Below are 24,704 nucleotides of genomic sequence, written 5' to 3'. Positions count from 1 at the left end.
TCCAAGTTCCGGCTGCCCTGCCGGGGGCACGGGCCCCGGTACAATCACAATAACGGAGGAACGTCATGACAACGAAAATTGTCATTGGGCTGGACGGGACAGAAACCGGCGAGCGTGCGATCGCCTTTGCCAGGGATTTGGCCGAGAGGATCGGTACGTGCGAATTGTTGGTGGTTTACGTCATCGAATGGTCCCCTTTCACTTTCCAGACACCTGAGGAAAACGCACTGCGTCACAAACGGCGTGAGGAAGAGGTTGAACTGGCCACCACGCGCATCATCGCGCCTGCGGTCGAGGCGCTGAAAGCCGCCGGATTCCAGGCGCATGGCATCGTGCGTCATGGAGACGTGGCGGAAACGCTGAATAAGATCACCGTTGAAAATGGCGGATCGCAGATCGTTGTTGGTCGAGCCTCGGCGGACGGGTTCAAGAAACGCCTGTTCGGCAGTTCGACCCAGAATCTGGTCATGCACGCCGATGTGCCGGTCACTGTCGTGAACTGAGGGGAGGGACAAGAATGAGAATGCTCAAACAATTTGGCGCTACAGCCGCTGCGGCCTTTGCCGCGGGCCCTGCTCTTGCGCAAGAGGCTCCGGGTCTTGACGAAAAGATCAACCAGGCCTTCGCCGATTTCACCGGGCCTTTCGTCAGCTTTATCTTCGCGCCGTTTCCGGGAACCGGGTTCCCATGGATCGTGGGGTGGCTGGTGATCGCGGCCACCGTGTTTACGCTGTATTTTGCCTTCGTGCAGCTGCGGTTCTTCAGCCATGCGATAAGCCTTGTCAAAGGTGACTATTCCGACCCCAACGACGCGGGTGAGGTCAGCCACTTTCAAGCGCTGGCCACGGCGCTGTCGGGCACGGTTGGTCTTGGAAACATCGCCGGTGTCGCGGTGGCCGTCGGCATCGGAGGACCGGGCGCAACCTTCTGGATGATCGTCGCGGGCCTTCTGGGCATGGCGTCAAAATTCACCGAATGTACGCTGGGCGTGAAATACCGCAATGAATACGAAGACGGCACCGTTTCCGGTGGCCCGATGTATTATATGTCCAAAGGGTTCAACGAGCTGGGCCTGCCGGGCGGTAAGATTCTGGCTGTTCTGTTCTCGATCTTCTGTATCCTTGGCGCGCTGGGCGGGGGCAACATGTTCCAGGCCAATCAGGCGCATCAGCAGATCGCGGGCATCGTCGGAGATTATCCGGGCTGGATCACGGGTCTGGTCTTTGCGGGCATCGTCTTCGCAGTGATCGTGGGCGGCCTGAAATCCATCGCCAGCGTGACCGAGAAAGTCGTGCCGTTCATGGGTGTGATGTATGTGCTGGCCGCGTTGGTCATCATTATCATGCACGCAGACCAGATCGGCTGGGCCTTTGGCCAGATCTTCGCAGGTGCCTTCACCGGCCTCGGCGTTGCTGGTGGCATGGTCGGGGCGCTGATCCAGGGCTTCCGTCGTGCGGCGTTCTCGAACGAAGCGGGCGTGGGTTCGGCGGCGATTGCACACTCGGCCGTGCGGACCAAAGAGCCGATCACCGAAGGCTTTGTCTCGCTGCTTGAGCCGTTCATTGATACGGTCGTGATCTGTACCATGACCGCGCTGGTAATCATTATCACCCAGCAGCTGATCATCGACCCCGAGACCGGCAAGTACATGCTGAACGAAGCGGGTAATGCGATTGCAACCGTTGACGGCAATTCGGGCGTCAGCCTGACCTCGGCGGCCTTCGCAAGCGCCTTTAGCTGGTTCCCCTACGTTCTGGCCATCGCGGTGGTGCTGTTCGCCTTCTCGACCATGATCAGCTGGTCTTACTACGGCCTCAAGGCCTGGACCTACCTGTTCGGTGAAGGCCACACCAAGGAACTGGTGTTCAAGATCATCTTCTGCGTCTTCGTCGTCATCGGTGCGGCGGCCAATCTCGGCCCGGTCATCGACTTCTCGGATGCGGCGATCTTTGCCATGGCTGTTGTGAACGTCTTCGCGCTCTACTTCCTGATGAAAGTGGTGCGTCAGGAGCTGGCATCCTACGCCGAGCGTCTGAAGAGCGGCGAGATCCGCAAATTCGAACACTAAACCAATTCACCGGGGCGGCCCGCAGCTGCCCCGGTGCCTGACCTGTGCGGATTCCGCAGATTCTGGTCGAAACCCCCTTGCCAGTATGATCGAACTTGCGTAAACGGCGCATCTGTTGCGTGACCGGCCGAGATGGCATGCCGAGTCGCGTCTGAAACCGAACCCGAGAACAGGAGACGGAAATGCCTAAGATGAAGACCAAGTCGAGCGCCAAGAAGCGCTTTAAGGTGACTGCGACCGGTAAGGTCCTTGCTGGCCAGGCCGGCAAACGGCACGGCATGATCAAGCGGACCAAAAAGTTCATCCGCGACGCCCGTGGCAACACCACCCTGTCCGCCCCCGACGCCAAGATCGTCAAGGGCTACATGCCCTACGACCGCTAAGAGGAGATACCGATATGTCCCGCGTTAAAGGTGGAACCGTAACTCACGCCCGTCACAAGAAGATCATCAAGGCCGCAAAAGGCTATTATGGTCGTCGCAAGAGCAACTTCAAAGTTGCCACCCAGGCCGTTGACAAGGCCAACCAGTACGCAACCCGTGACCGCAAGAACCGCAAGCGCAACTTCCGCGCGCTGTGGATCCAGCGCATCAACGCGGCTGTGCGTAGCCATGACGAGGCTCTGACCTATTCCCGCTTCATCAACGGCCTGAACCTGGCCGGTATCGAAGTGGACCGCAAAGTTCTGGCCGACCTGGCCGTGCACGAACCGGAAGCGTTCGGCGCGATCGTCGCCAAAGCTCAGGCCGCTCTGACAGCCTGATCCTCTGATACAGAGACAGTGAATGAAAAGGCCGTCCCTTGTGGGCGGCTTTTTTAGTCGGGTCAGCTTTACCTGCCCCTCAGAAATCACGATTATCGGCTGGCAACCGGGGCGGGGATTTCTCGGAGCAGTTTGCGCCGCAGGGCCGCTGCGTAATCCTCGTAGTCAGAGGCGATTTCCATGAAAGCCCCGCTGCCTGAAATGACATGGGTGGCATAGTACTCAAGCACTTCAGACTCGGCTCCGGCGATCACCAGCGCGTTGACGGTGACGCCCTGCATCGCTGGCATTTCCCGCGCAACATGCGGACGAAACCCATTGTCGTGTTTGCCATCCCCTGACACGTCGATCACACGGCGTCTGCAATTTGTACCGTAATCGATCATCAGGGCACCGAAGGCGACGGCGGGCCCTATCCCGGTCGCGCCCGTTGCGCTTCGGGGCGCGGCAAGAATGTCCGCGGCCATCGCTTGCAACCCGACCGACCCTTTGACCAACCGCCAAGCGGCGATTTGTGTTTGCTGTCGCGAGTCAGCCCATTCATACGCCATAAGCGCCACCCCGCCGGGCTGTGCTGAAATCGCAGTGACAACATCTGGATCGAGCAAGGCCGTGGCCAACCCTTCGCGTTGAAGCCGGAACTCGGCGTCATCGACGCTTCCGGAAACGTCCAATGCGAGGGCCAACGCCAGTTCACACGACCACGCCTTACCCATAGAAAGAAACAAGCTTGAGAAGATGATAAACGCAGCCATCCGCATGGCCAGAACTTGGCCCCACACAGGCGCGTATTGTCAACACAACTTTTGGTCGGTTCGCGCCCGTCTATTCAGCTTTTCCAGAACGTTTCGATCAATTTTGTACGCCAATTGCGAGCACATTCAGAATGCGGCAATCGAAGCGAACTTGCACGCCGGGCTACTTTCCATCGTCCTTCTTTACCAACTGCGCGGCAAAGGCCACGCCTGTGCCTGGCCCGGCATAGGTGACCATCAGGACGTCATCCAGATACACGCCGTTGAAGACGCCTGATGAGACGTCCTCACCCGAAGTCCCCGCCTCGGCCAGAACAAAGCGGGTGGGGTCGTCGAGTGCGAAGGTGCCCATGGTCTCTTCGACGATCCAGTCGGTGTCGCCGATCCGCCGCCAGCGGTTCGTGGCCGTGATCAGGTTGCCGTCGAGCTTCGTGATCTCAAGCTCCATCTCGGTTTTCAGCAGGCCCTTTTCATGGTTGGGGTTCGATTTGGCGAAGGCCACCAGATAGGTGCCATGCCAGGTGCCAGTGATCTGAGGGAAACCGCCGCCTTCGTCTGCGGATACGGCGGCGGGGATGGTCAGGCTCAGAATGATGGCCAGTGATCGGGCAATAGTACGGAACATTGTGAAATCTCCTGTGACACGAGGGGGTGATCTCACGCTAACGTTCCTGAGGGATTTCACAAGCGCGCGGCCCGACGGTGGTCAGGAACCGACTTGTTCTTCGATCACCCTACGCGCCACGCGGAAGCATTCCAGCGCCTGTGGAACGCCGCAATAGATGCCGATCACGTGGATGATGGCGCGGATTTCCTCGGTGGAGACGCCGTTGTTGATCGCACCTCGGCAGTGGATCTCCCATTCGTGCATCTTACCCAGCGCGCCGATCATCGACAGGTTCATCATCGACCGTGTCTTCGCGTCGATCACGTCATCTCCCCAGCCGAAGCCCCAGCACCACGCCGTCATCGCCTCTTGAAACGGGCGGGTGAAATCGTCGGCGGCGGCCAGGCTCTTTTCGACATATTCTGCGCCCAGCGTCGCCTTGCGCTGCTCCAGACCTTTCAGGAACAGGTCTTCGTCAAATGTGCTCATGATCCGGTCCTCTGAGGCTGTTCGTCGATGGCGTCGCGCATCCATTTCTGCAGATGCATGACGGGGTGTTCCGAGTTTACGCCGCCCTTGGGGTCAATCACCAGCGGGCCGGGGCGATAACCGCGCGAATGCAGGCCGCGCTGTACGGATTCGACCAGCCGGATATCTTCTTCCACCGTGGTCGCGCGATCCTGCGCCGCGAGTTGGCGTATCTTTGGATCGTCCACGCCACCCACCGAATACCAGCCGCGCCAGACCACCACGTGGTCGGCATCCACAGCACGCCAGTGATAGGTGTTCAGCACATTCCCCGGATAAACCTGAAACGAGAACATCGGCCAGAGGAACCAACTGGAATATTCGTCGAAATGCTTAAAGCCTGATTGTATGTCGTAAGTCATGTTCTCAAGGCTCTGACACTCGGTCGTGTGACGCAGGCACATGCCCTGAGGTTGGATGTCATAGGTCTCAGGCCGAACCACTCCGTTCGCAAAGGTCGGGTGGTTGAGCGAGCAGTGGTAGCATTCCGAATAATTCTCGACCGAGACCTTCCAGTTGCAAAGCTCCGGTATTTCGACCCATTCCAGCGGCTTCAGATCAGCCCAGTTGGGCACCCATTCCTCAAGCTCGGCGCGCGCGTTCGGGAACCAATCGTCCATCGGCGCGGCATCGGGGTCGAGATTGACGAAAACAAAACCCAGAAACTCTTCGCTGCGCACCTCGTTCAGGCAGACCGAGGATTTGTCGAACCCTTCAACCGCCTTCAGGTTCGGCCCGGCCCGTAGCTCTCCTGTCAACTCATAGGTCCAGGCGTGGTAGGGGCAGACGACGACGCGCGTCGTCCCGGTGCCTTCGACCAGTTGGTGCGCGCGGTGTTGGCAGACATTGTAGAACACACGGATCTTGTCATCGCGGCTTCGGATGGCGAACAGGTCTTGCCCGGCGACTTGAAACGCCACGTATGCGCCCGGCTCGGCCAGTTCCGAGGCGTGGCAACCGAATTGCCATGTACGGGCCAGCAACCCCTCGGTTTCCATGCGGAACACGGCGGGATCAGTGTAGTACCGGGCTGCGAGGGATTGGATGGGGGCTGTCACGTGTCCTCCGCGTGGTAAAGGCCAAGCTGATGGCGGCGTTTGTGAAAGGTCTCGACCCGTTCGACGATCTCATCGCTGGCAACGGCGATCACGAAGGACAGCAGCGTTTCCAGCAAGGCAACCGTGCTGACCGAAGACGGGAAGAATTGCGGCGTGTCTGCCGAGATGACAAAGCCATGATCCGCCGCACGTAGGATCGGGCTGGCCGGGCTGTCGGATAGGCCGACGATCTTCAAACCCTGCTCGCGCGCGACCTGCACCGCCTCGACCACTTCGTTGCGGTACGGCTTGCAGGTCATGGCAATCAGAACGTCGCGCTTGTCTGCCCAGGCCAGATCATCGATCGGGTTTGATCCGGGGCGCGGGATGGCGTGGAACTGCACCATTCCAGTTGATGCCAGATAGACAAAGTTCCGCGCGTTCGAGTTGTTCACGCCCACGCCCAGCACAAACACATTGCGCGAGTTCCAGATGTCTTCAGCCGCTGCTTTCAACTGTTCGGACGAGATATTGGCAAAGGTTTCCTCGACATTGCGCAGGGCGTCCTGAACCATATCAGCGTAAAGCCCGCCCATATTGCCAGACTTGCGAATGTCCTGCAGCCAACGGGCGCGGTCGGGAAAATCGGCCTGCCCGCGCCGGATCGCCTCGCGGAAGGGCACACGGAAATCCTCGTACCCTTCAAACCCCACCTGCCGCGCCATGCGGACGATGGTGTTGGGTTTCACATTTGCGGCCTCGGCGATTTCGCGCACCGTCGAAACCCCCACGTCGCGGGGGTTTTCCAGCACATAAGTGGCGGCTTTGCGCGCCTCGGGCGTCAGCTCGGACAGTTCATCCGCCAACCGTTCGAGAATCGTATTTGATACATTTGTCCCATTCATGATTGACGATGGTACTTTTGTTTGCTTACGCTGTCGAGACAAAATCGACTCAGAGGAGTGATCCGATGGCATCTGATTTCCCGGCCCACGCGCGCGTGGTTATTGTGGGTGGCGGAGTGATGGGCGTGGGCCTTGCCTACCACCTTGGGCACGAGGGCTGGGGCGCAGAGACCGTGCTGCTGGAAAAGGCCGAACTGACCAGCGGCAGCACCTGGCACGCGGCGGGGCAGATCACCCATTCGACCTCTAGCTTCGGCTTGGGCAAATGCGTCGATTACAATATCGGGCTCTATTCCGGTGCGTTGGAGGCCGAGACCGGGCAGGCGGTCACATGGCATGGCTGTGGTTCGTTCCGGCTCGCCTATTCCGAAGACGAGATGGACTGGCTGCGCCATACCCTGTCCGTGGGTCGTTCGCTGGGCTTCAACATAGATCTGGTCGGCCCGGACCGGGTGGCCGAGTTGCATCCGTTCTACAATCTGGATGGTGTGCTGGGCGCTTTGCACACCCCTGACGACGGCCATGTGGATCCGACCAATGTGACCATGGCGATGGCTGCGGGCGCGCGTCAGAAAGGCGTCCGGATCATTCGGCGTTGTCAGGCGACCAACATTACGCAGGCCGAGAATGGCGAATGGGTAGTCGAGACGCCAAAGGGTACGATCACCTGCGAGCATGTGGTCAACGCGGGCGGCACCTATGCGCGGCAGATGGGCGAATGGTCGGGCCTGCAACTGCCAATGACCTCGATGAAGCATCATTACTTCGTGACCGAACCCGTGCCGGAGTTCGAAACGCTGGAACAGGAACTGCCGGTGATCCGCGACGACAAGAAAGTGTCCGGCTATATCCGGATGGAGCAAAAGCGCGGCCTGATCGGGATTTACGAGAAGGAAAACCCCAATTCAGTCTGGCACGATCATTGCCCGTGGGACTATGAGAACTGGCTGTTCGATGCGGATTACGACCGGGTGATGCCATGGCTTGAGGAAAGCCTGAACCGGATGCCGATCTTTGCGGAGCTGGGCATTCAGCGCGAGGTACACGGCGCGATCAGCCATCCGCCGGATGGCAACCCGCTGATCGGACCTGCGCCGGGCGTACAGAACTACTGGTGCTGCTGCGGCACGCAGATCGGGATCGGCTGGGGGCCGGGCCTGACACGCGAGTTGGCGCGTTGGATGGTGCATGGGGCCGCCGATATTTCGATGCGCGAATATGACCCGCGCCGCTTCGGCCGCTACGCCACGAAAAACTGGCAAGTGATCAAGGCCGAGGAAGATTATTGCCTGCGCCACGAAATCCCCTTCCCGCATTTCAACCGGCTGGCGGGCCGTCCGATCAAACCGTCGCCGCTGCATGAGGTGCTGAAATCGAAGGGCGCTGTGCATGAAGAGGTCTATGGCTTTGAACGCCCGCGCTGGTTCGCCCGCGAAGGGGTGGCACAGCAGGATCACTATTCCTTCCGCCGAACGCCAGCCGACGACATGGTCGCGCAAGAGGTCAAAGCAGTACGCGAACGGGTCGGCGTCATGGACGTCACCGCCTTTACCAAGGTCGAAGTTTCAGGCCCCGATGCCTATGATCTTCTGGATCGTCTGACCGCGAACCGGATGCCGCAGAAGGATGGCTCGATCACCCTGACCCATATGCTGAACCGCCGGGGGCGGATCGAGTTGGAGACCACCATCGTCCGCATGACGCAGGATCGATATTATCTCGTCTGTGCGGCGTTCTTCGAACAACGCCTGCTAGATCATCTGGTGCAACAGCGTAACGAAGACGATGTCACGATCACCAAGCTTTCAGCCGATTGGTCGGCCTTGTCGCTGAACGGGCCGAGGTCGCGCGACGTGTTGGGCGCTTGCACCGATGCTGATCTTAGCAATGCCGGTTTTCGCTGGCTTTCAGCACAGCAGATCAAGATCGCGGGCCACGACGTTTGGGCCTTCCGCATGTCCTATGCCGGAGAGCTTGGCTGGGAACTGCACATGCCCAATGCCGCCTGTCTGGACGTCTACAATGCGCTCTGGGCGGCAGGAGTAACCCATGGGATCACCGACTACGGCAGCTTCGCGATGAATGTGATGCGGATGGAGAAAGGTTTCAAAGGGGCCGGAGAATTGACCAACGAGGTCACACTCGCCGAGGCCGACGTGCTGCGCTTTGCCCGCACAGACAAAGACTATCTGGGCAAGGACAAAACCCTGAACACCGACCTGCCGTGGATCTGCGCCTATCTCGAAATCGAACCGGGCGGAGAGATCGACGGACATGGCGGCGAAGCCGTGCTACTGGAGGGCCGTGTCGTGGGCTCGACCGCTTCCGTGGCCTATGGGCACACGGTCGGTAAAATCCTCGCCTTTGCTTACATCAAACCCGAAGCCGCCGCGGCAGGCACCGAACTGCAGGTCATCATCCATGGCACGCCGCGCGCCGCCCGGGTTTTGTCCGAGCCGGCCTATGACCCGCAAAGCCTGCTGCCTCGCACCGATGCTGCGCTGGAGGCTGCGCAATGACGCAGCCAGCCACCATGCAGGCTATGGTGACCATGGGCCACGGCGATCTGGATCAGATGGTCTGGCATGAAGACTGGCCCTGCCCCACCCCCGCCCCCGGCGAAGTACTGATCCGGGTCGGGGCCTGCGGGCTGAACAATACCGACGTGAACACGCGATCCGGCTGGTACTCGAAAACCGTCAGCGATGCCACGACCGGAGGCGCGTTCGAGAATGTCGGCAACGACGACCCGACATGGGGCGGCGCGCCTCTGGCCTTCCCGCGCATCCAGGGCGCAGATGTGTGCGGCCAGATCGTCGCGGTTGGCGAAGGCGTTGACCCGCGCCGGATCGGCGAGAGGGTGATCACCGATTGCTGGCTACGCGATCCGGCGGAACCCACAAACAAGGACAAGGCCGGGTATTTCGGATCAGAACGGGATGGTGGCTTTGCACAATTCACGACCATTCCCGCACGGAATGCCATTGCGATCCGGTCTCCGTTGTCCGATGCCGAACTGGCAACATTCTCCTGCTCATACTCCACCGCCGAAGGAATGCTGACCAGCGCAAATGTCTCGGAACGTGACACGGTTCTGGTGCCTGGCGCGTCGGGCGGCGTGGGCGGTGCATTGGTGCAGCTGGCCAAACGACGCGGCGCGCGGGTGATCGCCCTGGCCACCGAGGCCAAACACGCCGACGTCGCCAAACTTGGCCCCGACCGTATTTTGCCTCGCGCGCCCGAAGAGCTGCGCGCAGCACTTGGGGCGGAAAAGATCACCGTTGTTGCCGATGTCGTGGGTGGCCCGTACTGGCCGACGCTGATCGACATTCTGGAGCGCGGTGGGCGATACACCTGCTCGGGTGCGATCGCTGGGCCGATGGTCGCGCTCGACCTGCGTACCTTCTATCTACGCGACCTGACCTTTACCGGCTCGACCGTAATCGACCCAAAGGTCATGCAAAATCTAGTGCAATACATCGAAGCAGGTGAGGTGAAACCCGCCCTCGCCGCGACCTATCCTCTGCGGGACCTGCACGCTGCGCAAACGGCTTTCATTACCAAGCAACACACCGGCAATATCGTGGTCATACCATGAAGATCACAAAACTCTCTCTCTGGTCCATCGACCTGACCAGTCACGATACCTACTACATGGCTGATGGCAAAACCTGTGCCACGGTTGAAACCCATGTGCTGTGTCTGAAAACCGATACCGGCCTGCAAGGCTGGGGCGAGGTCTGCCCGATCCCGCATTACCTGCCTGCCTTTGCCAAAGGCGTGCCCAGCGCAGTGGCCGAGATGGCGCCCGAAATCCTCGGCATGTCTCCGTTTGGCGTCGATGCGCCAATGCGCAAACTGGATGGCTTTCTGCAAGGTCATGCCCACGCCAAGTCGATTGTCGATATCGCTTTGTGGGACCTGTTCGGAAAGGCGACAGCACAGCCGGTCTACGCCCTTTTGGGCGGGCGGACGCGCAAGGACATGCCGCTTTATCACTCCATCACCTGCGTCGCCCCGGATGAGATGATGCGGATCGCCCAGGCCGCCTATCAAACCGGTATCCGACAGTTTCAGGTCAAGCTGGGGGTCGAGGGCGACTGGCAGGCGGATGCTGAACGGCTGACCAAAGTGCGCGAGGCTGTGGGCAATGGCCCTCTGGTCTATGGCGACTGGAACTGCGGGGCCTCGCGCCTGCAGGCCACCCGCACCGGGCGCGCTGTGGCGCATCTGGACGTCATGCTGGAACAACCCTGCAAAACGCTGGAGGATTGCGCTGCCGTGCGGCAGGCCACCGGCCTGCCGATGAAAATCGACGAAAACGCGCATGATCTGGCTTCGTTGCTGCGCGCCTCGGAACTGGGCTGCATGGACGCGGTTGCACTGAAACTGTCAAAGTTCGGTGGCCTGTCGGCCATGCGCCGCGCCCGCGATCTGACCGTGCATCTGGGGGCCGAGATTTGTGCCGAATGCACCTGGGGTTCGGACATTGTGACCGCCGCGTCGTTGCATTTTGCCGCCTCCACGCCGCAAGGTTCGTTGATGAACACCTGCGATCTGTCCTCTTACGTGTCGCCGCGTCTGTGCCCGGATGCGCCAGTGCGTGAAGATGGACGGATTGCGCCGCCCGACGGACCGGGGCTGGGCGTGACGCCCGATCTGGGCCTCCTTGGAACCCCGATTTTGGAAATGGCCTGACAGATGCTGAAACTTCACACTCAATCCGAATGGATCGCCCGCGCCGAACAGGTCTTGCCCGCCGGAGGGTTTGGCAATTTCGACCCCGGCATCCTGATCGCGCGCGGCGAGGGCAGCCGCGTCTGGGACGAGGATGGCAAGGAATATGTCGATTACCTGATCGGCTCCGGCCCGATGCTGCTGGGCCATGGCCACCCCGAGGTGATGGAGGCCGTGCTGGAGCAACTGCCCAAGGGCATGACCTTTTTCGCCAACAACAGCAAAGGCGTGGAACTGGCCGAGGCCATCGTGAACGCCGTTCCGTGTTGTGAACAGGTGCGCTTTGTCGCCTCGGGCGGCGAGGCGGATATGTACGCGATCCGGCTGGCGCGCGCCTATACGGGCAAGGACAAGATCCTGAAATTCGAAGGCGGCTATCACGGCATGAGCGCCGAGGCGCAGATGAGCCTCGCCCCCGCGAAACGGGTGAACTTCCCCCAAGCGGTGCCCGACAGCGCCGGTATCCCGCAAGGCGTCGCCGACCAGATGTTGATTGCCCCGTTCAACGATCTGGAGGCTGTGGCGGCTTTGCTGGCGGAACATGACGACGTGGCCGCGATCATCGCGGAACCGTTGCAACGGATTATCCCACCCGAACCCGGCTATCTGCAGGGGCTGCGCGATCTGTGCGACAAACACAATGTGCTGTTGATCTTTGACGAGATCGTCACCGGCTTTCGCCTTGCCTATGGCGGTGCACAGGAACGCTATGGTGTGACGCCCGATATCTGCACCTTGGGCAAGATCATCGGCGGAGGGTTCCCTCTGGCGGCCCTTGGTGCCAGCGCCGAGATCATGCAGCATTTCGACAAGGACAAAGTCGGCGCAGACAAATGGCTGATGCAGTTGGGGACGCTGTCAGGCAATCCCGTTGCCGCAGCGGCAGGCCTGAAAACGATGGAGGTTCTGGCCCGTGACGGGGCCTATGATCGCCTGCGCCAGACAGGACGCGCCTTGCAAGACATGCAAAGCAAGGCACTGGATGCGGCAGGTATCCCCCATCGGATCTGCGGGGATGAAACCCTGTTCGATATCTTTTTCACGGAAACACCCTGCCGGGATTACCGCAGCGCCGCGCATGACGACCCGGGCCGGAACGCGCACTATAACGCGGTGTTGCGGGCGCATGGCGTGTTCAAGGCCCCGGGCAAGCTTTACCCGTCGATGGCCGTCACACAGGCCGATCTGCACCTGACACAAGAGGCAGTCACTGCCGCAGTTGCGGCTATTCAGTCTGGCTGAAGGTTGACGTTGCGCGCGGCGCGTGGGAACGATGTCACCACAGCGTCAGCCCATCAGCACATAGGATCAAGCAATGAAGATCGAGCCGTTCGGTGTCGAAATCTGGATGAACGAATGGGAAACCAAATGCGCGTTCAATCTGGCCGAAACCTGTGTCGAAAGCCTGACCATCGCCGAGCTTTTGCAGATCGCCGGGCGCAACTCGGACGATCTGTCAGACTTGCTGGGCATGAAGATGACCTATGGGGCCATCGAAGGCTCGGACCGGCTGCGCGACGCGATTTGTGGGCTTTATGAATCCCAGAAACGCGGCAACATCATTGTCACCCACGGCACGATCGGCGCCAATATGCTGGTTCACAAAACGCTCGTGGAACGGGGCGATCACGTCGTGGCTGTGGTGCCGACCTATCAGCAACATTACTCGATCCCCGCCAGCATCTGGGCCGAGGTGTCGCAGGTGCATCTTCGGGCCGAAAATGGCTATCTGCCCGATCTGGACGAGCTGCGTGCCGCCGCAAAACCCGGCACCAAACTGATCGCCATCAACAACCCGAACAATCCGACGGGCGCGCTGATGGATCGTGACTATCTTCTGCAGATTGTCGACATTGCCCGCGACATCGACGCATGGTTACTGTGCGACGAGGTGTATCGCGGAACAGCGCAAGATGGCACGGGCATGACCTCGTCTGTGGCTGATCTTTACGAAAAGGGCATCTCGACCGCCGGTATGTCCAAGGCCTTTTCACTGGCCGGGTTGCGTCTGGGATGGATTGCGGGATCAACCGACCTGATCGAGGCGGTGTCGATCCACCGGGATTATGACACGATATCGGTCGGCATGATCGACGATCACTTTGCGGCCATCGCGCTGGAAAACCACGAAAAGGTTCTGGCCCGCAGCCACGCGATCACGCGCGGCAATCTGGCCATGCTCAGCGACTGGGTGGACAGCGAATCGCTTATCTCATGGGTCAAACCCAAGGCGGGCACGACCGCCCTGCTGCACTATGACCTGCCCCTTTCCTCACATGAGCTTTGCGTGCGCCTGCTGCAAGACACCGGCGTGATGTTCACGCCCGGATCAGCGCTGGGGCTGGAAGGATGCGTGCGCATCGGTTATGCGAACACGCCTGCGATCCTGCGTGACGGGCTGGCGAGAGTGTCCGATTTCCTCGCCCGCCAATAGGCGTCACTTTCGCATCGACTTCCCATCGTGAAACAGATGCACCTTGTCGGGCGACGCGGTCACGGCCACCGTCTGCCCGCGCATGTTGCGTTGAACGCCGGGCAGTTTGGCGATGTTGGCATCCGCCCCTTCTGGTGCGGCGAAATACAGCAAGGTCACCTCGCCCAGCGCTTCGGTGAAATCGACAACGCCTGAAAAGATCGGCGTATCCTCGGTGACGACAAAATCTTCGGGGCGGACGCCGATATTGACCTTCTTGCCCTCATCCGATGCTTCGGTTGCAATTGCCGACACGGCAACGCCGCCATCGTCCAACGTCACCGTTGTTGTCTCACCCGTGCCGGTGATCGTACCCGGCAGAAGGTTCATCGCGGGTGAGCCGATGAACTGCGCGACAAATTCATTGTCCGGCGTTTCGTACAGCTCAAGCGGTGTGCCGACCTGCGCAATCCCCTTGTTGGCCAGAACCACGATGCGGCTGGCCAGCGTCATCGCCTCGACCTGATCGTGGGTTACATAGATCATCGTGCTGTCGGGCATCGCCTCTTTCAGGCGCGCAATCTCAATCCGGGTCGCCACACGCAGTGCAGCGTCGAGATTCGAGAGTGGTTCGTCGAACAGATAGACCTTGGGGTCCCGCACAATGGCCCGCCCGATGGCGACCCGCTGACGCTGCCCACCTGAAAGCGCCTTGGGCAGGCGGTCCAGAAACGGTTCAAGCTGCAGGATACGGGCGGCGCGTTCGACGGCGGCATCGACCTCGGCTACGGGCATTTTGGCGATCTTCAGTGCAAAGGCCATGTTCTCGCGCACGGTCATGTGCGGATACAGAGCATAGCTTTGGAACACCATCGCGATGCCGCGTTGTGCCGGGGGCACCTCGTTCATCACCTGCCCTTCGATCTCAAGCGTCCCGCCCGAGATTTTCTCCAGCCCTGCAATCATCCGCAGCAGGGTGGATTTGCCGCAGCCCGAAGGGCCCACAAAAACGATCAGCTCGCCCGTTTCGATGTCCAGATTGATGTTTCGCAAAACATCGACCGTGCCATAGGTCTTGGCCACATCCGTGAGATTGAGTTCCGACATGGCTTATCCCTTCCCTCTGATCATCAAACAGAATTGAGCAGCGTCCAGAGATACACTCCCTGTCCCCGCGACGCTGCCCAACCCCTCCCCGATTGCGCGCCAGTTGCCCTCGGGCAATCTGGCCTCAGCCGTCTCCGACCCTAGGTTGAATGCACAGAACACCTGCTCGGTGGCATCCTCACGCAGGAATGTCAAAACCGAGCCGTTCTGGGTCATGTCTTTTTGCGAACCAGACATCAGCGCGGAATGCACGTGGCGCAGCGCAATTGCCGCGCGATAATGGTGCAGCATGGAATTGGGGTCCTGCTCTAATCGGTCCACAGCGCGTTCAGCCTGAGGCGAACTGACTGGCAACCAGGGCCGCCCGGTGCTGAAGCCCGATTGTTCATCCTGGGCTGCCCAAACCATCGGCGTGCGGCATCCGTCGCGGCCTTTGAATTCCGGCCAGAATTCGATGCCATACGGGTCCTGCAGATCTTCGAACGCCACATCGGCTTCGGGCAGGCCCAGTTCCTCGCCCTGATAGAGGCAGGCAGACCCGCGCAGGCACATCATCAGCACCGCATGCTGCCGGATGGCCGCATCGTCCAGACCCCAGCGCGAGGCATGGCGCTGCACATCATGGTTCGAAAACGCCCAGCAAGGCCAAGCGTCGCCTGCCTTGGCCTCAAGCTGGTCAAACACTTGTTTGGCGTACGACGCCGTGAGGCGGCGTTTCTCAAGGAATTCAAATGCATAACACATATGCATCCGCTTATCGCCGGTGGTGTATTCGCCCATGATCTCCAACCCGCGCTGCGCGTCTCCGACCTCACCAAGACAAGCGCGGCCTTCGTATTCGTCAGTCAAAGCACGCAGACGTTCCAGGAAGGCGACATTCTCTGGCTGGCTTTTTGAATAAAGGTGATCCTGATGGTTATAGGGATTCACCATCGGCGCGATTGAGGCGTTGCGCTGATCCATCGGCAGGCCGGGATTGTCGCGCAGCTGTGCATCGTGGAAATAGAAGTTGATGGTGTCCAGACGGAACCCATCAACACCCAGATCCAGCCAGAACCGGGCCACATCCAGCAGCGCATCCTGCACTTCGGTACAGTGAAAATTCAGATCGGGCTGCGAGGTCAGGAAGTTGTGCAGATAGTACTGCAAACGACGTGAATCCCATTGCCAAGCCGAACCTCCAAAGATCGACAGCCAGTTGTTCGGCGGTGTCCCGTCGGGTTTGGGATCGGCCCAGACATACCAGTCCGACTTCGGATTGTCCCGGCTGGCGCGGCTTTCGATGAACCACGGGTGCTGATCCGAGGTATGGGACAGCACGAGGTCAATCATCACCTTCAGCCCAAGCCCATGCGCTTGATCCAGCAGGTCCTTGAAGTCCGACATCGTGCCGAACATTGGATCGACATCGCGGTAATCGCTGACGTCATAGCCGAAATCCTTCATCGGAGATTTGAAGAACGGTGAAATCCAAATCGCATCCACGCCCAGCGAGGCGATATAGCCCAGCCTTTGAGTGATCCCCTTCAGGTCGCCGATCCCATCGCCATTGCTGTCCTGAAAGCTGCGCGGATAGATCTGATAGATCACCCCTCCGCGCCGCCAGTCGGACTTTGCTTCTGTTGCTTTGAATGCTGTGGTTTGCACGTTCATCAGACGCCTCTATTTGACGGACCCGGCCAGCAGCCCGCGGACCAGGTATTTTTGCATTGCGAAGAAGACGATCAGCGGCACGGCTATCGAGACGAAGGCCGCTGTCGCCAGAATTTCCCAGTTGCCGCCACGCGTTCCCAAAAGCTCGACAATCCTGTTGGTCATGACCGTGGTCTGACCGGACGCATCAATCAGGAACACCTTGGCGACCAGCAGATCGTTCCAAGTCCACAGGAACTGGAAGATCGCGAACGAGGCCAAAGCCGGAAAGCTGAGCGGCAGGATCAGTTTGGTGAAGATCTGGAACTCGGTCGCGCCATCGACCCGCGCGTTCTCGATCAGGTCACGGGGCAGCCCGGCCATGTAATTGCGCAGCAGATAGATCGCCAGCGGCATCCCAAAGCCGGTATGGGCCATCCAGACGCCCAGATACCCTTTGCCGATCCCGATATTCAGATGGAATTTCAGCAACGGTATCAGCGCCAGTTGCAACGGCACCACCAGCAATCCGACCACGGCAGCGATCAGCAGGGCCCGCCCGGGGAAGTCCATCCACGCCAGCGCATAGGCCGCAAAGGCTGCCACCAGAATGGGGATGATCGTCGCCGGGATGGTCACCGTCAGCGTGTTGAAGAACGCCCGCCCCATACTGTCGGTGCTGTCCTCGGCCAGCAGGACCTTGTGATAGTTCGCCAGCGTGAACTCGGGCGGCAGTTCCGCTGTCACAAAGACACGCGCGCCTCGGCTGCCGGTGAACTCCTCGGTGTTCTCCATCCGGTAGTTGCCCTGCGCGTCCAATGTGATCGTGCCACCGCGACGCAATTCAGCCGTATCGCCCGGAACGTACTCATCCACAGCGCGGGAACTGACACCCCATTTCGAGATCGTGGCCTGCGTGCCTGCGTCGAACAGGTTGCCTTGGATCACATACATCCCGTTTTCCTGCACCTGCGTTTCAGGTGCGGCGGCGCGCAGGGTCAGGTTCTGCTCGGACGGGAAAAGCGATCGCCACCAGCCGCTGGTCGCGATCTGATCCGCCGTGCGGAAGGATGAGATCAGCAGCCCCAGCGTTGGAACCACCCAAAGCACCACCAGAAACAGGACCGAGGCATGGACAACCCAGCGCAGTGCCGGTTTGGTTCCTGCAATATCGCTCATGGCCTCACTCCATCTCTTTGCGCGCGTTGCGCACGTTCCAAATCAGGATCGGTGTGACCAGAAGCATGATCACCATGGCCGAGGCAGACCCAACGCCCCAGTCATTGGCGCGGAACAATTTGTCATACATGTAGTTGGCCAGAACCTGCGTCTCCCACTGGCCGTTGGTCATGGCAAAGACGATGTCGAAAACCTTGAGCACGGTGATGGTGATCGTGGTCCAGACAACTAGGATCGTCGTCTTGATCTGCGGCACCTTGATGCGGAAGAAAATCTGGAACGGATTGGCACCGTCCAGAATGGCGGCTTCTATGGTTTCCTCGGGTATACCGCGCAGGGCGGCGGAGAGGATCACCATGGCAAAGCCGGTCTGAATCCAGATCAGTACGACCATCAAGAAGAAACTGTTCCAGAACGGGATGGTCAGCCATGTCTGCGGCTCGGTCCCGCCAAAGAAGATGTACAGCGCGTTCAACATGCCGATCTGATCCTGCTCGGCCGGGCGGGTGTCATAGACCAGTTTCCAGATCACCGAGGCCCCAACGAACGAGATCGCCATCGGCATGAAAATCAGAGACTTGGCGACATTGCCCCAGCGAATACGATCCGTCAGTTGTGCCACCAGCAAGCCGAACGCGGTCGACATGGCGGGCACGATGATCAGCCAGAACATGTTGTTGCGCATGGCTTCCCAGAACTTGGGCTCTTTCGCCATCTGAATGTAATTGTCCAGCCCGACCCATTCATACCCGCCACCGGGGATACGATCGGTCAGCGACAGGCGCAGGGTCTCCACCACCGGATACGCCAGATACAGGCCCAAAGCGGCAATCGCCGGGAACAGGAACAGCCAGGGCCGGATGATGTTGGCGCGGTTGATATTGCGCCCTGCATTCGGGCCCCGCGCCGGAAACAGAACTTTGTCAAGGAACTGGTTCGAAAGGTAGAAATAGCCCACGCAACCTGACACGCCGATGGCGATGGTCAGCAGGCCCTGAAATGCCGGATGCATGCCGCGTCTCCCTTGCGACGGTGGGGTGGGGCAACCCGGCGTTGCGGGTTGCCCGGTGCGGAACGCTTAGTCGAGCGCGTCCCAGGAGGATTGGATTTCGTTGGCAACTTCTTCAGCCGATGTTCCGCCGGTATAGTCGACCATACCGGTCCAGAAGGTTCCGGCACCCACGCCGCCCGGCATCAGGTCGGACCCGTCAAACCGGAACGTGGTGGCCCCCAGAAGAATGTCGTTCATCTTCTTCAGCGTCGGGTCCGAGAACAGCGAGGTATCGACGCCCTTATGCGGTGTCAGGAACCCGGTTAGCTGCATCCAGGTTTCATGCGCTTCGGGTGTTTGCAGATACTCGATCAACGCATGCGCACCGGGGCTGTCATTGGTGATTGCCCAAAGGGTGCCCGCGCCCAGAACCGGGCTGCCCAGGTCCTTGCTCTCATAGGCCGGGAAGTAGAAGAAATCCGCGTCTTCCCCCACAATCGTCCCTTCCGGGAAGAAGGCCGGAATGAACGAAGCCTGACGGTGCAGATAACATTGCGGAGGTGAGCTGAACATGCCTTTCGGGCTGTCGCGGAAATCGGTCGTGGCAACGGCGCCCGCGCCGCCGGCGACATAATCGTCATTTCGGGCAAAAGCACCGAATTCTTCGATGGCCTCAATCACCTTGGGGTCGTTGAACTTCATCTCATTGGCGACCCAGGCGTCGTAATCCTCGGGCGATTGGGTGCGCAGCATCATATCCTCGACCCAGTCGGTCGCGGGCCAACCGGTCGCGCCGCCTGATCCCAGACCGATGCACCACGGCGTTTCGCCATCCGCAACGATTTGATCGGTCAGCGCCTTCAGCTCTTCCATGGTGGTTGGAATTTCGTATCCGGCGTCCTCGAAATTCTCGGGCACGTACCAGACCAGAGATTTCACATCGACCTTATAGAAAAACCCATACAGGTGATCCGCGCCATCAGGCCCTGCGTAGGTGCCCAGATCAACCCAGGACTGACCGGCGGCATAGTTGTCGCGAATCCAGTCCGCAGTCCCGTCCCCCAGCGGGGTCAGAAAACCGGACCGGGCCATGTCTGCGGCCAGACCGGGCTGCGGGAAGACGGCGACATTGGGGGCCGACCCCGCCTCGGCATCAATCCGGATCTGCTGTTCGAAACTGTCCGACCCGACATAGGTGTACTCATGCCCGGTTGCGGCGGCGAATCCGTCCAGCACCTTTTCGACATTTTCCTGATCCGGCCCCAGCCACGGACCGAACACGGTGACCTTGTCGGCCTGCGCCGCGCCCGCCATCAGGGCGAACGTGGCCGCACCTGCGTAAAGCGAGTGTTTCATGAAGTATCCTCCCAAAATTTCTCGCGCATGAGACTCAGTTTTCAAAGCGCTTTGAATGGGCAACTTTATCCGCTAACATTCAAGTTCTGTCAATAAAGAGTTTCCAGATGCCTGCATTGTTAATATAACAGCCCTTGGGAATGGATGGATTGACGGAGATGGGAAATGCCGTCACTACATACGATCAGAAAGATTTGAAGGCGCTTTGAAAGCCATGAACCTCAAGCAACTCTCGGAAATCCTTGGGCTCTCGCAGACCACGGTCAGCCGTGCGCTGAACGGCTACCCCGAGGTGAACGAGAATACGCGCCTGCGGGTTCAGGCCGCTGCGGCCAAGCACGGTTACAGTCCGAATATCCGCGCCAAAGGGTTGGCGACAGGGCGGTCGATGGTCATCGGGCATGTGATTCCCAGCTCATCCCAGCATGAAATGGTGAACCCGATCTTTGGGGATTTCGTTGCCGGTGCCGCGCAGAAATACGGCGAGAACAACTATGACATGATGTTCACCCATGCGGCGGACACATCCATTGAAGAGGCCTATCGCAGCCTGTTCAGCCGTGGCGCGGTGGACGGGATTGTCCTGCAGGGCCCCAAGGTGAATGAGCCGCGGATAACCGTCCTGTCCCGTATGGGTGTGCCCTTTATCGTCCATGGCCGCTCAACTGGGATCGCGGAGCCCTATGACTGGATCGACGTCAACAACCTGCGGTCCTTTGAGCGTGCCACACAGTTTCTGATCGACCTCGGCCACCGCCGCATTGCCCTGATCAACGGGCTGGAGGATATGGATTTCGCCCAGCGCCGCCGCAACGGCTATGTTGCAGCGCTGGAAAAGGCGGGGCTGGCCGTCGATCCCGCGTTGTTGCGCAGCGCCGAGATGACCGAGATTTATGGCCACCAGACAACCAGCGAGATGCTGGATCTGGATGACCCGCCCACGGCTATTCTGGCCTCATCCATCATAGCAGCCGTCGGGGTCCGGCGCGCCATCGACGAACGCGGGCTGCGGATGGGGCGCGATGTGTCCGTCATCGCCCATGATGATGAGCTGTCTTATATGCGCAACGGCATGGATGTGCCGATTTTCACCGCCACGCGGTCCTCGGTCAGACATGCCGGCGAACTGGCCGCCGAAATGCTGATCGAACGGATCAACAACCCCGATGATCCCCCCAAAACCCGGCTTCTCGAAGCTGAACTGGTGGTCGGAAGCTCTACCGGCCCTGCCCCGCAAAGGTCCTGACATGAAATACAATCGCAGTGATTTTCCGGACGGTTTTCTGTTCGGCGTAGCAACCTCGGCCTATCAGATCGAAGGGCACGCTCAGGGCGGCGCAGGCCGCACCCATTGGGACAGTTTCGCGGCGACCCCGGGCAATGTGGTCAACGCGGAAAACGGTGATCTGGCTTGCGATCACTACAACCGGTTCGAACAGGATTTCGACCTGATCCAAGAGGCCGGTCTGGATTGTTATCGCTTTTCCACAAGCTGGGCCCGGGTGCTGCCCGAAGGGAGCGGCGCGGTCAATCAGGAGGGTCTGGATTACTATGACCGCCTGACCGACGCGCTGCTGGAGCGCGGAATCAAGCCGTGCGCGACGCTTTATCACTGGGAACTTCCGTCGCCGCTGGCGGATTTGGGGGGCTGGCGCAACCGGGATATCGCCGGATGGTTCGCGGATTTCACTGAAGTGATCATGGGCCGCATCGGCGACCGCATGTACAGCGTCGCCCCGATCAATGAGCCGTGGTGTGTCAGTTGGCTGAGCCATTTTGACGGCCACCACGCCCCCGGCCTGCGCGACATCCGCGCCACCGCCCGGGCGATGCATCACGTTCTTCTGGCCCATGGCCGCGCGATTGAAACCATGCGCGGGCTGGGGATGGATAACCTCGGCGCGGTGTTCAATCTGGAATGGGCCGAACCCACCGATGACAGCGACGAAGCGCGTAGAACGGCGGCACTGTATGACGGTATCTACAACCGCTTTTTCCTGGGCGGCGTGTTCAACAAAGCCTATCCACAGAATGTGCTGGAGGGGTTAGAGCCGCATCTGCCCACCGGCTGGCAGGACGATTTCGACACCATCGGCACCCCGGTCGACTGGTGCGGTCTGAACTATTACACCCGCAAGCTGATCGCCCCTGCTGACACCCCGTGGCCCGGCTACAAAGAGGTCCCCGGCCCCTTGCCGAAAACTCAGATGGGGTGGGAGATTGAGCCCGCCGCCCTGTCGCGGTTCCTGATCCGCGCCAAACAGGAATACACCGGAAATCTGCCGATTTTCGTCACGGAGAACGGCATGGCCAGCCCCGAGCGGCAGCAGGATGATGACCGGATCGATTACCTCAACCAGCATCTGACCGAGGTTCAGCACGCGCTGGATCAGGGTGTGCCGGTGAAAGGTTATTTCATCTGGTCGCTGCTGGACAATTACGAATGGGCGCTGGGCTATGAGAAACGCTTTGGTCTGGTGGACGTGGATTTTGAGACGCTGGAGCGGACGCCCAAAGCCTCGTACCACGCGCTGAAAGCGGCGCTTGCCTCCTGATCTTACTCGCCCGCCAGCGCCGCCGGGTCGGCCGCCACCGGCAAGCCGCCGATCTGCGCCAGCAGGTCCACGATCTCGGATACCCCCTGCCGCTGACGTAGCGAGGTGAACACAAACGGGCGTCCGTTGCGCATACGGGACGCGTCACGCTCCATCACGTCCAGCGAGGCGCCTACATGTGGGGCCAGATCGGTTTTGTTGATGATCAGAACATCCGATTTGGTGATCGCCGGGCCACCCTTGCGTGGGATTTCCTCACCGGCCGCAACGTCGATCACATAGAGGGTCACATCCGCCAGTTCCGGGCTGAACGTGGCCGACAGGTTATCGCCGCCGCTTTCGATCAGCACCACATCCAAATCGGGATGGCGCGCCTGCATCTCGGCCACGGCGGCCAGATTGATCGAGGCATCCTCTCGGATGGCCGTATGCGGGCAGCCACCGGTTTCGACGCCGATAATCCGGTCCTGCGGCAGGATCTGCATCCGCATCAGCGCCTCGGCATCTTCGCGCGTGTAGATGTCATTGGTGATGACACCGATGGAAAGCTTGTCGCGCAGGGCTTCGGACAATGCGGCGGTCAGGGTGGTTTTGCCTGCGCCAACGGGGCCGCCTATGCCCACGCGCAGGGGGCCGTTCATGCTGCTCATGTTCGGAACATCCTTGAATATTGGGTTTCGTGTTTCATCGACGCGATGTCGGGCAGAAAAGCCATTGAGCTCAGATCATTCAAATCAGCGCCCAAAGCCTCGGATGCCACGCGTTGACACAAAGGGGTCATGTCGCGGATCAACCGCTGACCTTCGGTTTGGCCCAACGGTACAAGACGGGTCGCGCAGGCCACAAGGTTGGCCATGAATGCTTGCAAGAACATTTGCGTTGTCAGAGGTAAGGGCAGGTTGCGCCGCCCCGCTGCGTATCCGACGGCAACAGGATAGGTCAGGGCCGCCACATCGACCGCCCAAACCTCGGATGTCACGCCGCAAAACGCCTCACCCAGCAAGCGTGTTTCCATAAGCCGCTCGGACGAGGGGCAAAACGCGCGCGCCGTCTGGTCAATCGCAGACAATTCGTCTGGCGACGTCGCCCGATATGCGAATGCCAAAAGGATGCAGTCATTGCGGCCAGTGCCATGCGCGACCACATCAGCAATCCACTCCCCCGTCCCGGCCGCGTTCGTCACGCTTCCGGTTTCAATCGCCCATTCCAACCCATGCGAATAGGCGAATCCGCCCACCGGGTAGGCCGGTGAGAACCACTGCGTCAGGGTCAGGATATCGGCGTCAGTGGGCGTGGCCATGGGTCCTGCCGTGGCCATAGGCCCCGCCTTCGGGGGTAAAGGATTCATGCACCTCGCGCACGGTTGCACCAAGTTTCAGCAGCATGTCGCGGATGACGTGATCGACCTGGATCAACAGACGGTCAGCCTCAACCTGACAGGGGGTGTGCCGGTTGCCGATATGCCAGGCGATGCGAGTCAGATCGGGGGATGTGACCTCAAGCAGCGCCTCGGGTGCCGCCTGAATGCCGATCTCGCGCCCGTCTTCCAGAACCAGCACGCCGCCGTGATCCAGCGAGGTGGTCTGCGCTAAATCGACGAGAATTTGCTCACCGCCGTCACAGGTCAAAACCTTGCGGCGCAGAAAACGGTCTTCGTAGCTCAGCGACAGATGATCGGCAGGATCACCATGAGTATGGTCGCAATAGCGGCGGGCCGTAGAAAAAAGCGCGGTCATGGGGCAGTTGCCCCATCCGCAGTGGCAGTCAGAGCCAGACGGTATCCGCAAAGACCCGGTGAACGATACGTTCGCGTGTCAGGCCGCGCTTGGACAGTTCCTCGTCGCTGAGCGCTTGCAGGAATTCGACCTGCTGAACCCGCGATTGTGCCTCGGCCAAGCTGACCAGAAACGAAAAGACCGACGCGCCGATGGATGAGATCAGACCGGACAGCGAAAAGCCTGCCGATGCGTGATGCGCAGAATGTGCCATTTGGACCTCCGCAAAGGTTGGTCCTCCCCTGTGTGCTTATCTTTGTCATTTCATCCCTGCTGAGTAGTGGCTGTTTGGGCAT

25 protein-coding genes are annotated in these 24,704 nt (G+C 60.0%); 11 read left to right on the top strand and 14 right to left on the bottom strand.

Annotation, left to right across the window (positions count from 1 at the left end; all coding sequences use genetic code 11):
- Positions 1 to 65 precede the first annotated feature (65 nt).
- The 4 genes from ACR0K4_RS16405 to rplT all read left to right on the top strand — a co-directional run bounded on the left by ACR0K4_RS16405 (position 66) and on the right by rplT (position 2,831).
- Entirely contained in the window at positions 66 to 503 is a 438-nt protein-coding gene (locus tag ACR0K4_RS16405) for a universal stress protein (RefSeq protein WP_480521093.1), read from the top strand.
- A gap of 14 nt (positions 504 to 517) precedes the next feature.
- Entirely contained in the window at positions 518 to 2,068 is a 1,551-nt protein-coding gene (locus ACR0K4_RS16400; RefSeq protein ID WP_480854829.1) for an alanine/glycine:cation symporter family protein, read from the top strand.
- 182 nt (positions 2,069 to 2,250) lie between these two features.
- Positions 2,251 to 2,451: a 50S ribosomal protein L35 gene (gene rpmI / locus ACR0K4_RS16395; RefSeq protein WP_010443552.1), complete on the top strand. Its 201-nt coding sequence runs from the start codon at positions 2,251 to 2,253 to the stop codon at positions 2,449 to 2,451.
- Between the two features lie 14 nt (positions 2,452 to 2,465).
- Positions 2,466 to 2,831, top strand: a complete 366-nt coding sequence (gene rplT / locus ACR0K4_RS16390) for a 50S ribosomal protein L20 (RefSeq protein WP_170658380.1) — start codon at positions 2,466 to 2,468, stop codon at positions 2,829 to 2,831.
- A gap of 92 nt (positions 2,832 to 2,923) precedes the next feature.
- Here the strand turns inward: rplT and ACR0K4_RS16385 are convergent, their stop codons facing one another.
- From ACR0K4_RS16385 to ACR0K4_RS16365, 5 genes are all read right to left on the bottom strand, one after another.
- Positions 2,924 to 3,586: a DUF1194 domain-containing protein gene (locus ACR0K4_RS16385; protein ID WP_480854828.1), complete on the bottom strand. Its 663-nt coding sequence runs from the start codon at positions 3,584 to 3,586 to the stop codon at positions 2,924 to 2,926.
- Positions 3,587 to 3,749: 163 nt separating this feature from the next.
- Positions 3,750 to 4,211 carry a hypothetical protein gene (locus ACR0K4_RS16380; protein WP_480854827.1) on the bottom strand — a complete coding sequence of 154 codons (462 nt, stop codon included), beginning with the start codon at positions 4,209 to 4,211 and terminating at the stop codon, positions 3,750 to 3,752.
- 81 nt (positions 4,212 to 4,292) lie between these two features.
- Positions 4,293 to 4,682: a carboxymuconolactone decarboxylase family protein gene (locus ACR0K4_RS16375; RefSeq protein ID WP_480854826.1), complete on the bottom strand. Its 390-nt coding sequence runs from the start codon at positions 4,680 to 4,682 to the stop codon at positions 4,293 to 4,295.
- Positions 4,679 to 5,779 (bottom strand): aromatic ring-hydroxylating oxygenase subunit alpha, encoded by a 1,101-nt coding sequence (locus ACR0K4_RS16370; protein ID WP_480854825.1) that lies wholly within the window; start codon positions 5,777 to 5,779, stop codon positions 4,679 to 4,681. The genes ACR0K4_RS16375 and ACR0K4_RS16370 overlap by 4 nt, the downstream gene beginning before the upstream one ends.
- Positions 5,776 to 6,663 (bottom strand): MurR/RpiR family transcriptional regulator, encoded by an 888-nt coding sequence (locus ACR0K4_RS16365; RefSeq protein ID WP_480854823.1) that lies wholly within the window; start codon positions 6,661 to 6,663, stop codon positions 5,776 to 5,778. Before ACR0K4_RS16365 ends, ACR0K4_RS16370 begins: the two co-directional genes overlap by 4 nt.
- Before the next feature lie 65 nt (positions 6,664 to 6,728).
- Between ACR0K4_RS16365 and ACR0K4_RS16360 the strand changes: the two genes are divergently transcribed.
- The 5 genes from ACR0K4_RS16360 (at position 6,729) to ACR0K4_RS16340 (ending at position 13,834) form a co-directional block, all read left to right on the top strand.
- Positions 6,729 to 9,182 (top strand): FAD-dependent oxidoreductase, encoded by a 2,454-nt coding sequence (locus ACR0K4_RS16360; RefSeq protein WP_480854822.1) that lies wholly within the window; start codon positions 6,729 to 6,731, stop codon positions 9,180 to 9,182.
- Positions 9,179 to 10,261, top strand: coding sequence for an alcohol dehydrogenase family protein (locus ACR0K4_RS16355; RefSeq protein ID WP_480854821.1), 1,083 nt, complete (start codon positions 9,179 to 9,181; stop codon positions 10,259 to 10,261). The genes ACR0K4_RS16360 and ACR0K4_RS16355 overlap by 4 nt, the downstream gene beginning before the upstream one ends.
- The gene (locus tag ACR0K4_RS16350) at positions 10,258 to 11,361 is read left to right on the top strand and encodes a mandelate racemase/muconate lactonizing enzyme family protein (protein ID WP_480854820.1); all 1,104 of its coding nucleotides are present in this window, start codon (positions 10,258 to 10,260) and stop codon (positions 11,359 to 11,361) included. The genes ACR0K4_RS16355 and ACR0K4_RS16350 overlap by 4 nt, the downstream gene beginning before the upstream one ends.
- 3 nt (positions 11,362 to 11,364) lie before the next feature.
- Complete coding sequence (locus ACR0K4_RS16345) at positions 11,365 to 12,642, top strand: aspartate aminotransferase family protein (protein WP_480854819.1); 1,278 nt, start codon at positions 11,365 to 11,367, stop codon at positions 12,640 to 12,642.
- Positions 12,643 to 12,715: 73 nt separating this feature from the next.
- Complete coding sequence (locus ACR0K4_RS16340) at positions 12,716 to 13,834, top strand: aminotransferase (RefSeq protein WP_480854818.1); 1,119 nt, start codon at positions 12,716 to 12,718, stop codon at positions 13,832 to 13,834.
- A 3-nt stretch (positions 13,835 to 13,837) separates the two neighbouring features.
- Here ACR0K4_RS16340 and ACR0K4_RS16335 read toward each other — a convergent pair whose 3' ends face one another.
- From ACR0K4_RS16335 to ACR0K4_RS16315, 5 genes are all read right to left on the bottom strand, one after another.
- A complete protein-coding gene (locus tag ACR0K4_RS16335; RefSeq protein WP_480854817.1) occupies positions 13,838 to 14,920 on the bottom strand; it encodes an ABC transporter ATP-binding protein in 1,083 nt (360 codons plus the stop codon).
- Between the two features lie 3 nt (positions 14,921 to 14,923).
- Positions 14,924 to 16,573: an alpha-glucosidase gene (locus tag ACR0K4_RS16330; protein ID WP_480854816.1), complete on the bottom strand. Its 1,650-nt coding sequence runs from the start codon at positions 16,571 to 16,573 to the stop codon at positions 14,924 to 14,926.
- A gap of 9 nt (positions 16,574 to 16,582) precedes the next feature.
- Positions 16,583 to 17,731 carry a carbohydrate ABC transporter permease gene (locus tag ACR0K4_RS16325; RefSeq protein ID WP_480521065.1) on the bottom strand — a complete coding sequence of 383 codons (1,149 nt, stop codon included), beginning with the start codon at positions 17,729 to 17,731 and terminating at the stop codon, positions 16,583 to 16,585.
- A gap of 4 nt (positions 17,732 to 17,735) precedes the next feature.
- On the bottom strand, positions 17,736 to 18,743 hold the full coding sequence (locus tag ACR0K4_RS16320; RefSeq protein ID WP_170658398.1) for a carbohydrate ABC transporter permease: 1,008 nt from the start codon (positions 18,741 to 18,743) through the stop codon (positions 17,736 to 17,738).
- Positions 18,744 to 18,809: 66 nt separating this feature from the next.
- A complete protein-coding gene (locus ACR0K4_RS16315; protein ID WP_480854814.1) occupies positions 18,810 to 20,078 on the bottom strand; it encodes an ABC transporter substrate-binding protein in 1,269 nt (422 codons plus the stop codon).
- A gap of 214 nt (positions 20,079 to 20,292) precedes the next feature.
- Between ACR0K4_RS16315 and ACR0K4_RS16310 the strand changes: the two genes are divergently transcribed.
- Together ACR0K4_RS16310 and ACR0K4_RS16305 are read left to right on the top strand one after the other, a co-directional pair.
- The gene (locus ACR0K4_RS16310; RefSeq protein WP_480854812.1) at positions 20,293 to 21,324 is read left to right on the top strand and encodes a LacI family DNA-binding transcriptional regulator; all 1,032 of its coding nucleotides are present in this window, start codon (positions 20,293 to 20,295) and stop codon (positions 21,322 to 21,324) included.
- Between the two features lies 1 nt (position 21,325).
- Complete coding sequence (locus ACR0K4_RS16305; protein WP_480854937.1) at positions 21,326 to 22,633, top strand: GH1 family beta-glucosidase; 1,308 nt, start codon at positions 21,326 to 21,328, stop codon at positions 22,631 to 22,633.
- Between the two features lie 2 nt (positions 22,634 to 22,635).
- Here ACR0K4_RS16305 and ureG read toward each other — a convergent pair whose 3' ends face one another.
- Genes ureG through ACR0K4_RS16285 form a run of 4 tightly spaced genes read right to left on the bottom strand, consistent with a single transcriptional unit; the run spans position 22,636 to position 24,622 of the window.
- A complete protein-coding gene (gene ureG, locus ACR0K4_RS16300; RefSeq protein ID WP_480854811.1) occupies positions 22,636 to 23,283 on the bottom strand; it encodes an urease accessory protein UreG in 648 nt (215 codons plus the stop codon).
- Complete coding sequence (locus tag ACR0K4_RS16295; RefSeq protein WP_480854810.1) at positions 23,280 to 23,933, bottom strand: urease accessory protein UreF; 654 nt, start codon at positions 23,931 to 23,933, stop codon at positions 23,280 to 23,282. Before ACR0K4_RS16295 ends, ureG begins: the two co-directional genes overlap by 4 nt.
- On the bottom strand, positions 23,917 to 24,369 hold the full coding sequence (locus ACR0K4_RS16290; protein ID WP_480854808.1) for an urease accessory protein UreE: 453 nt from the start codon (positions 24,367 to 24,369) through the stop codon (positions 23,917 to 23,919). Before ACR0K4_RS16290 ends, ACR0K4_RS16295 begins: the two co-directional genes overlap by 17 nt.
- A 28-nt stretch (positions 24,370 to 24,397) precedes the next feature.
- Positions 24,398 to 24,622, bottom strand: coding sequence for a hypothetical protein (locus ACR0K4_RS16285; RefSeq protein WP_480854807.1), 225 nt, complete (start codon positions 24,620 to 24,622; stop codon positions 24,398 to 24,400).
- Positions 24,623 to 24,704: the final 82 nt, after the last annotated feature.

It is taken from the genome of Ruegeria sp. K11 (genome assembly GCF_056531905.1).
The sequence above is the reverse complement of the archived record's forward strand: the minus strand, read 5'-3'. Positions and strand labels throughout refer to the sequence as shown.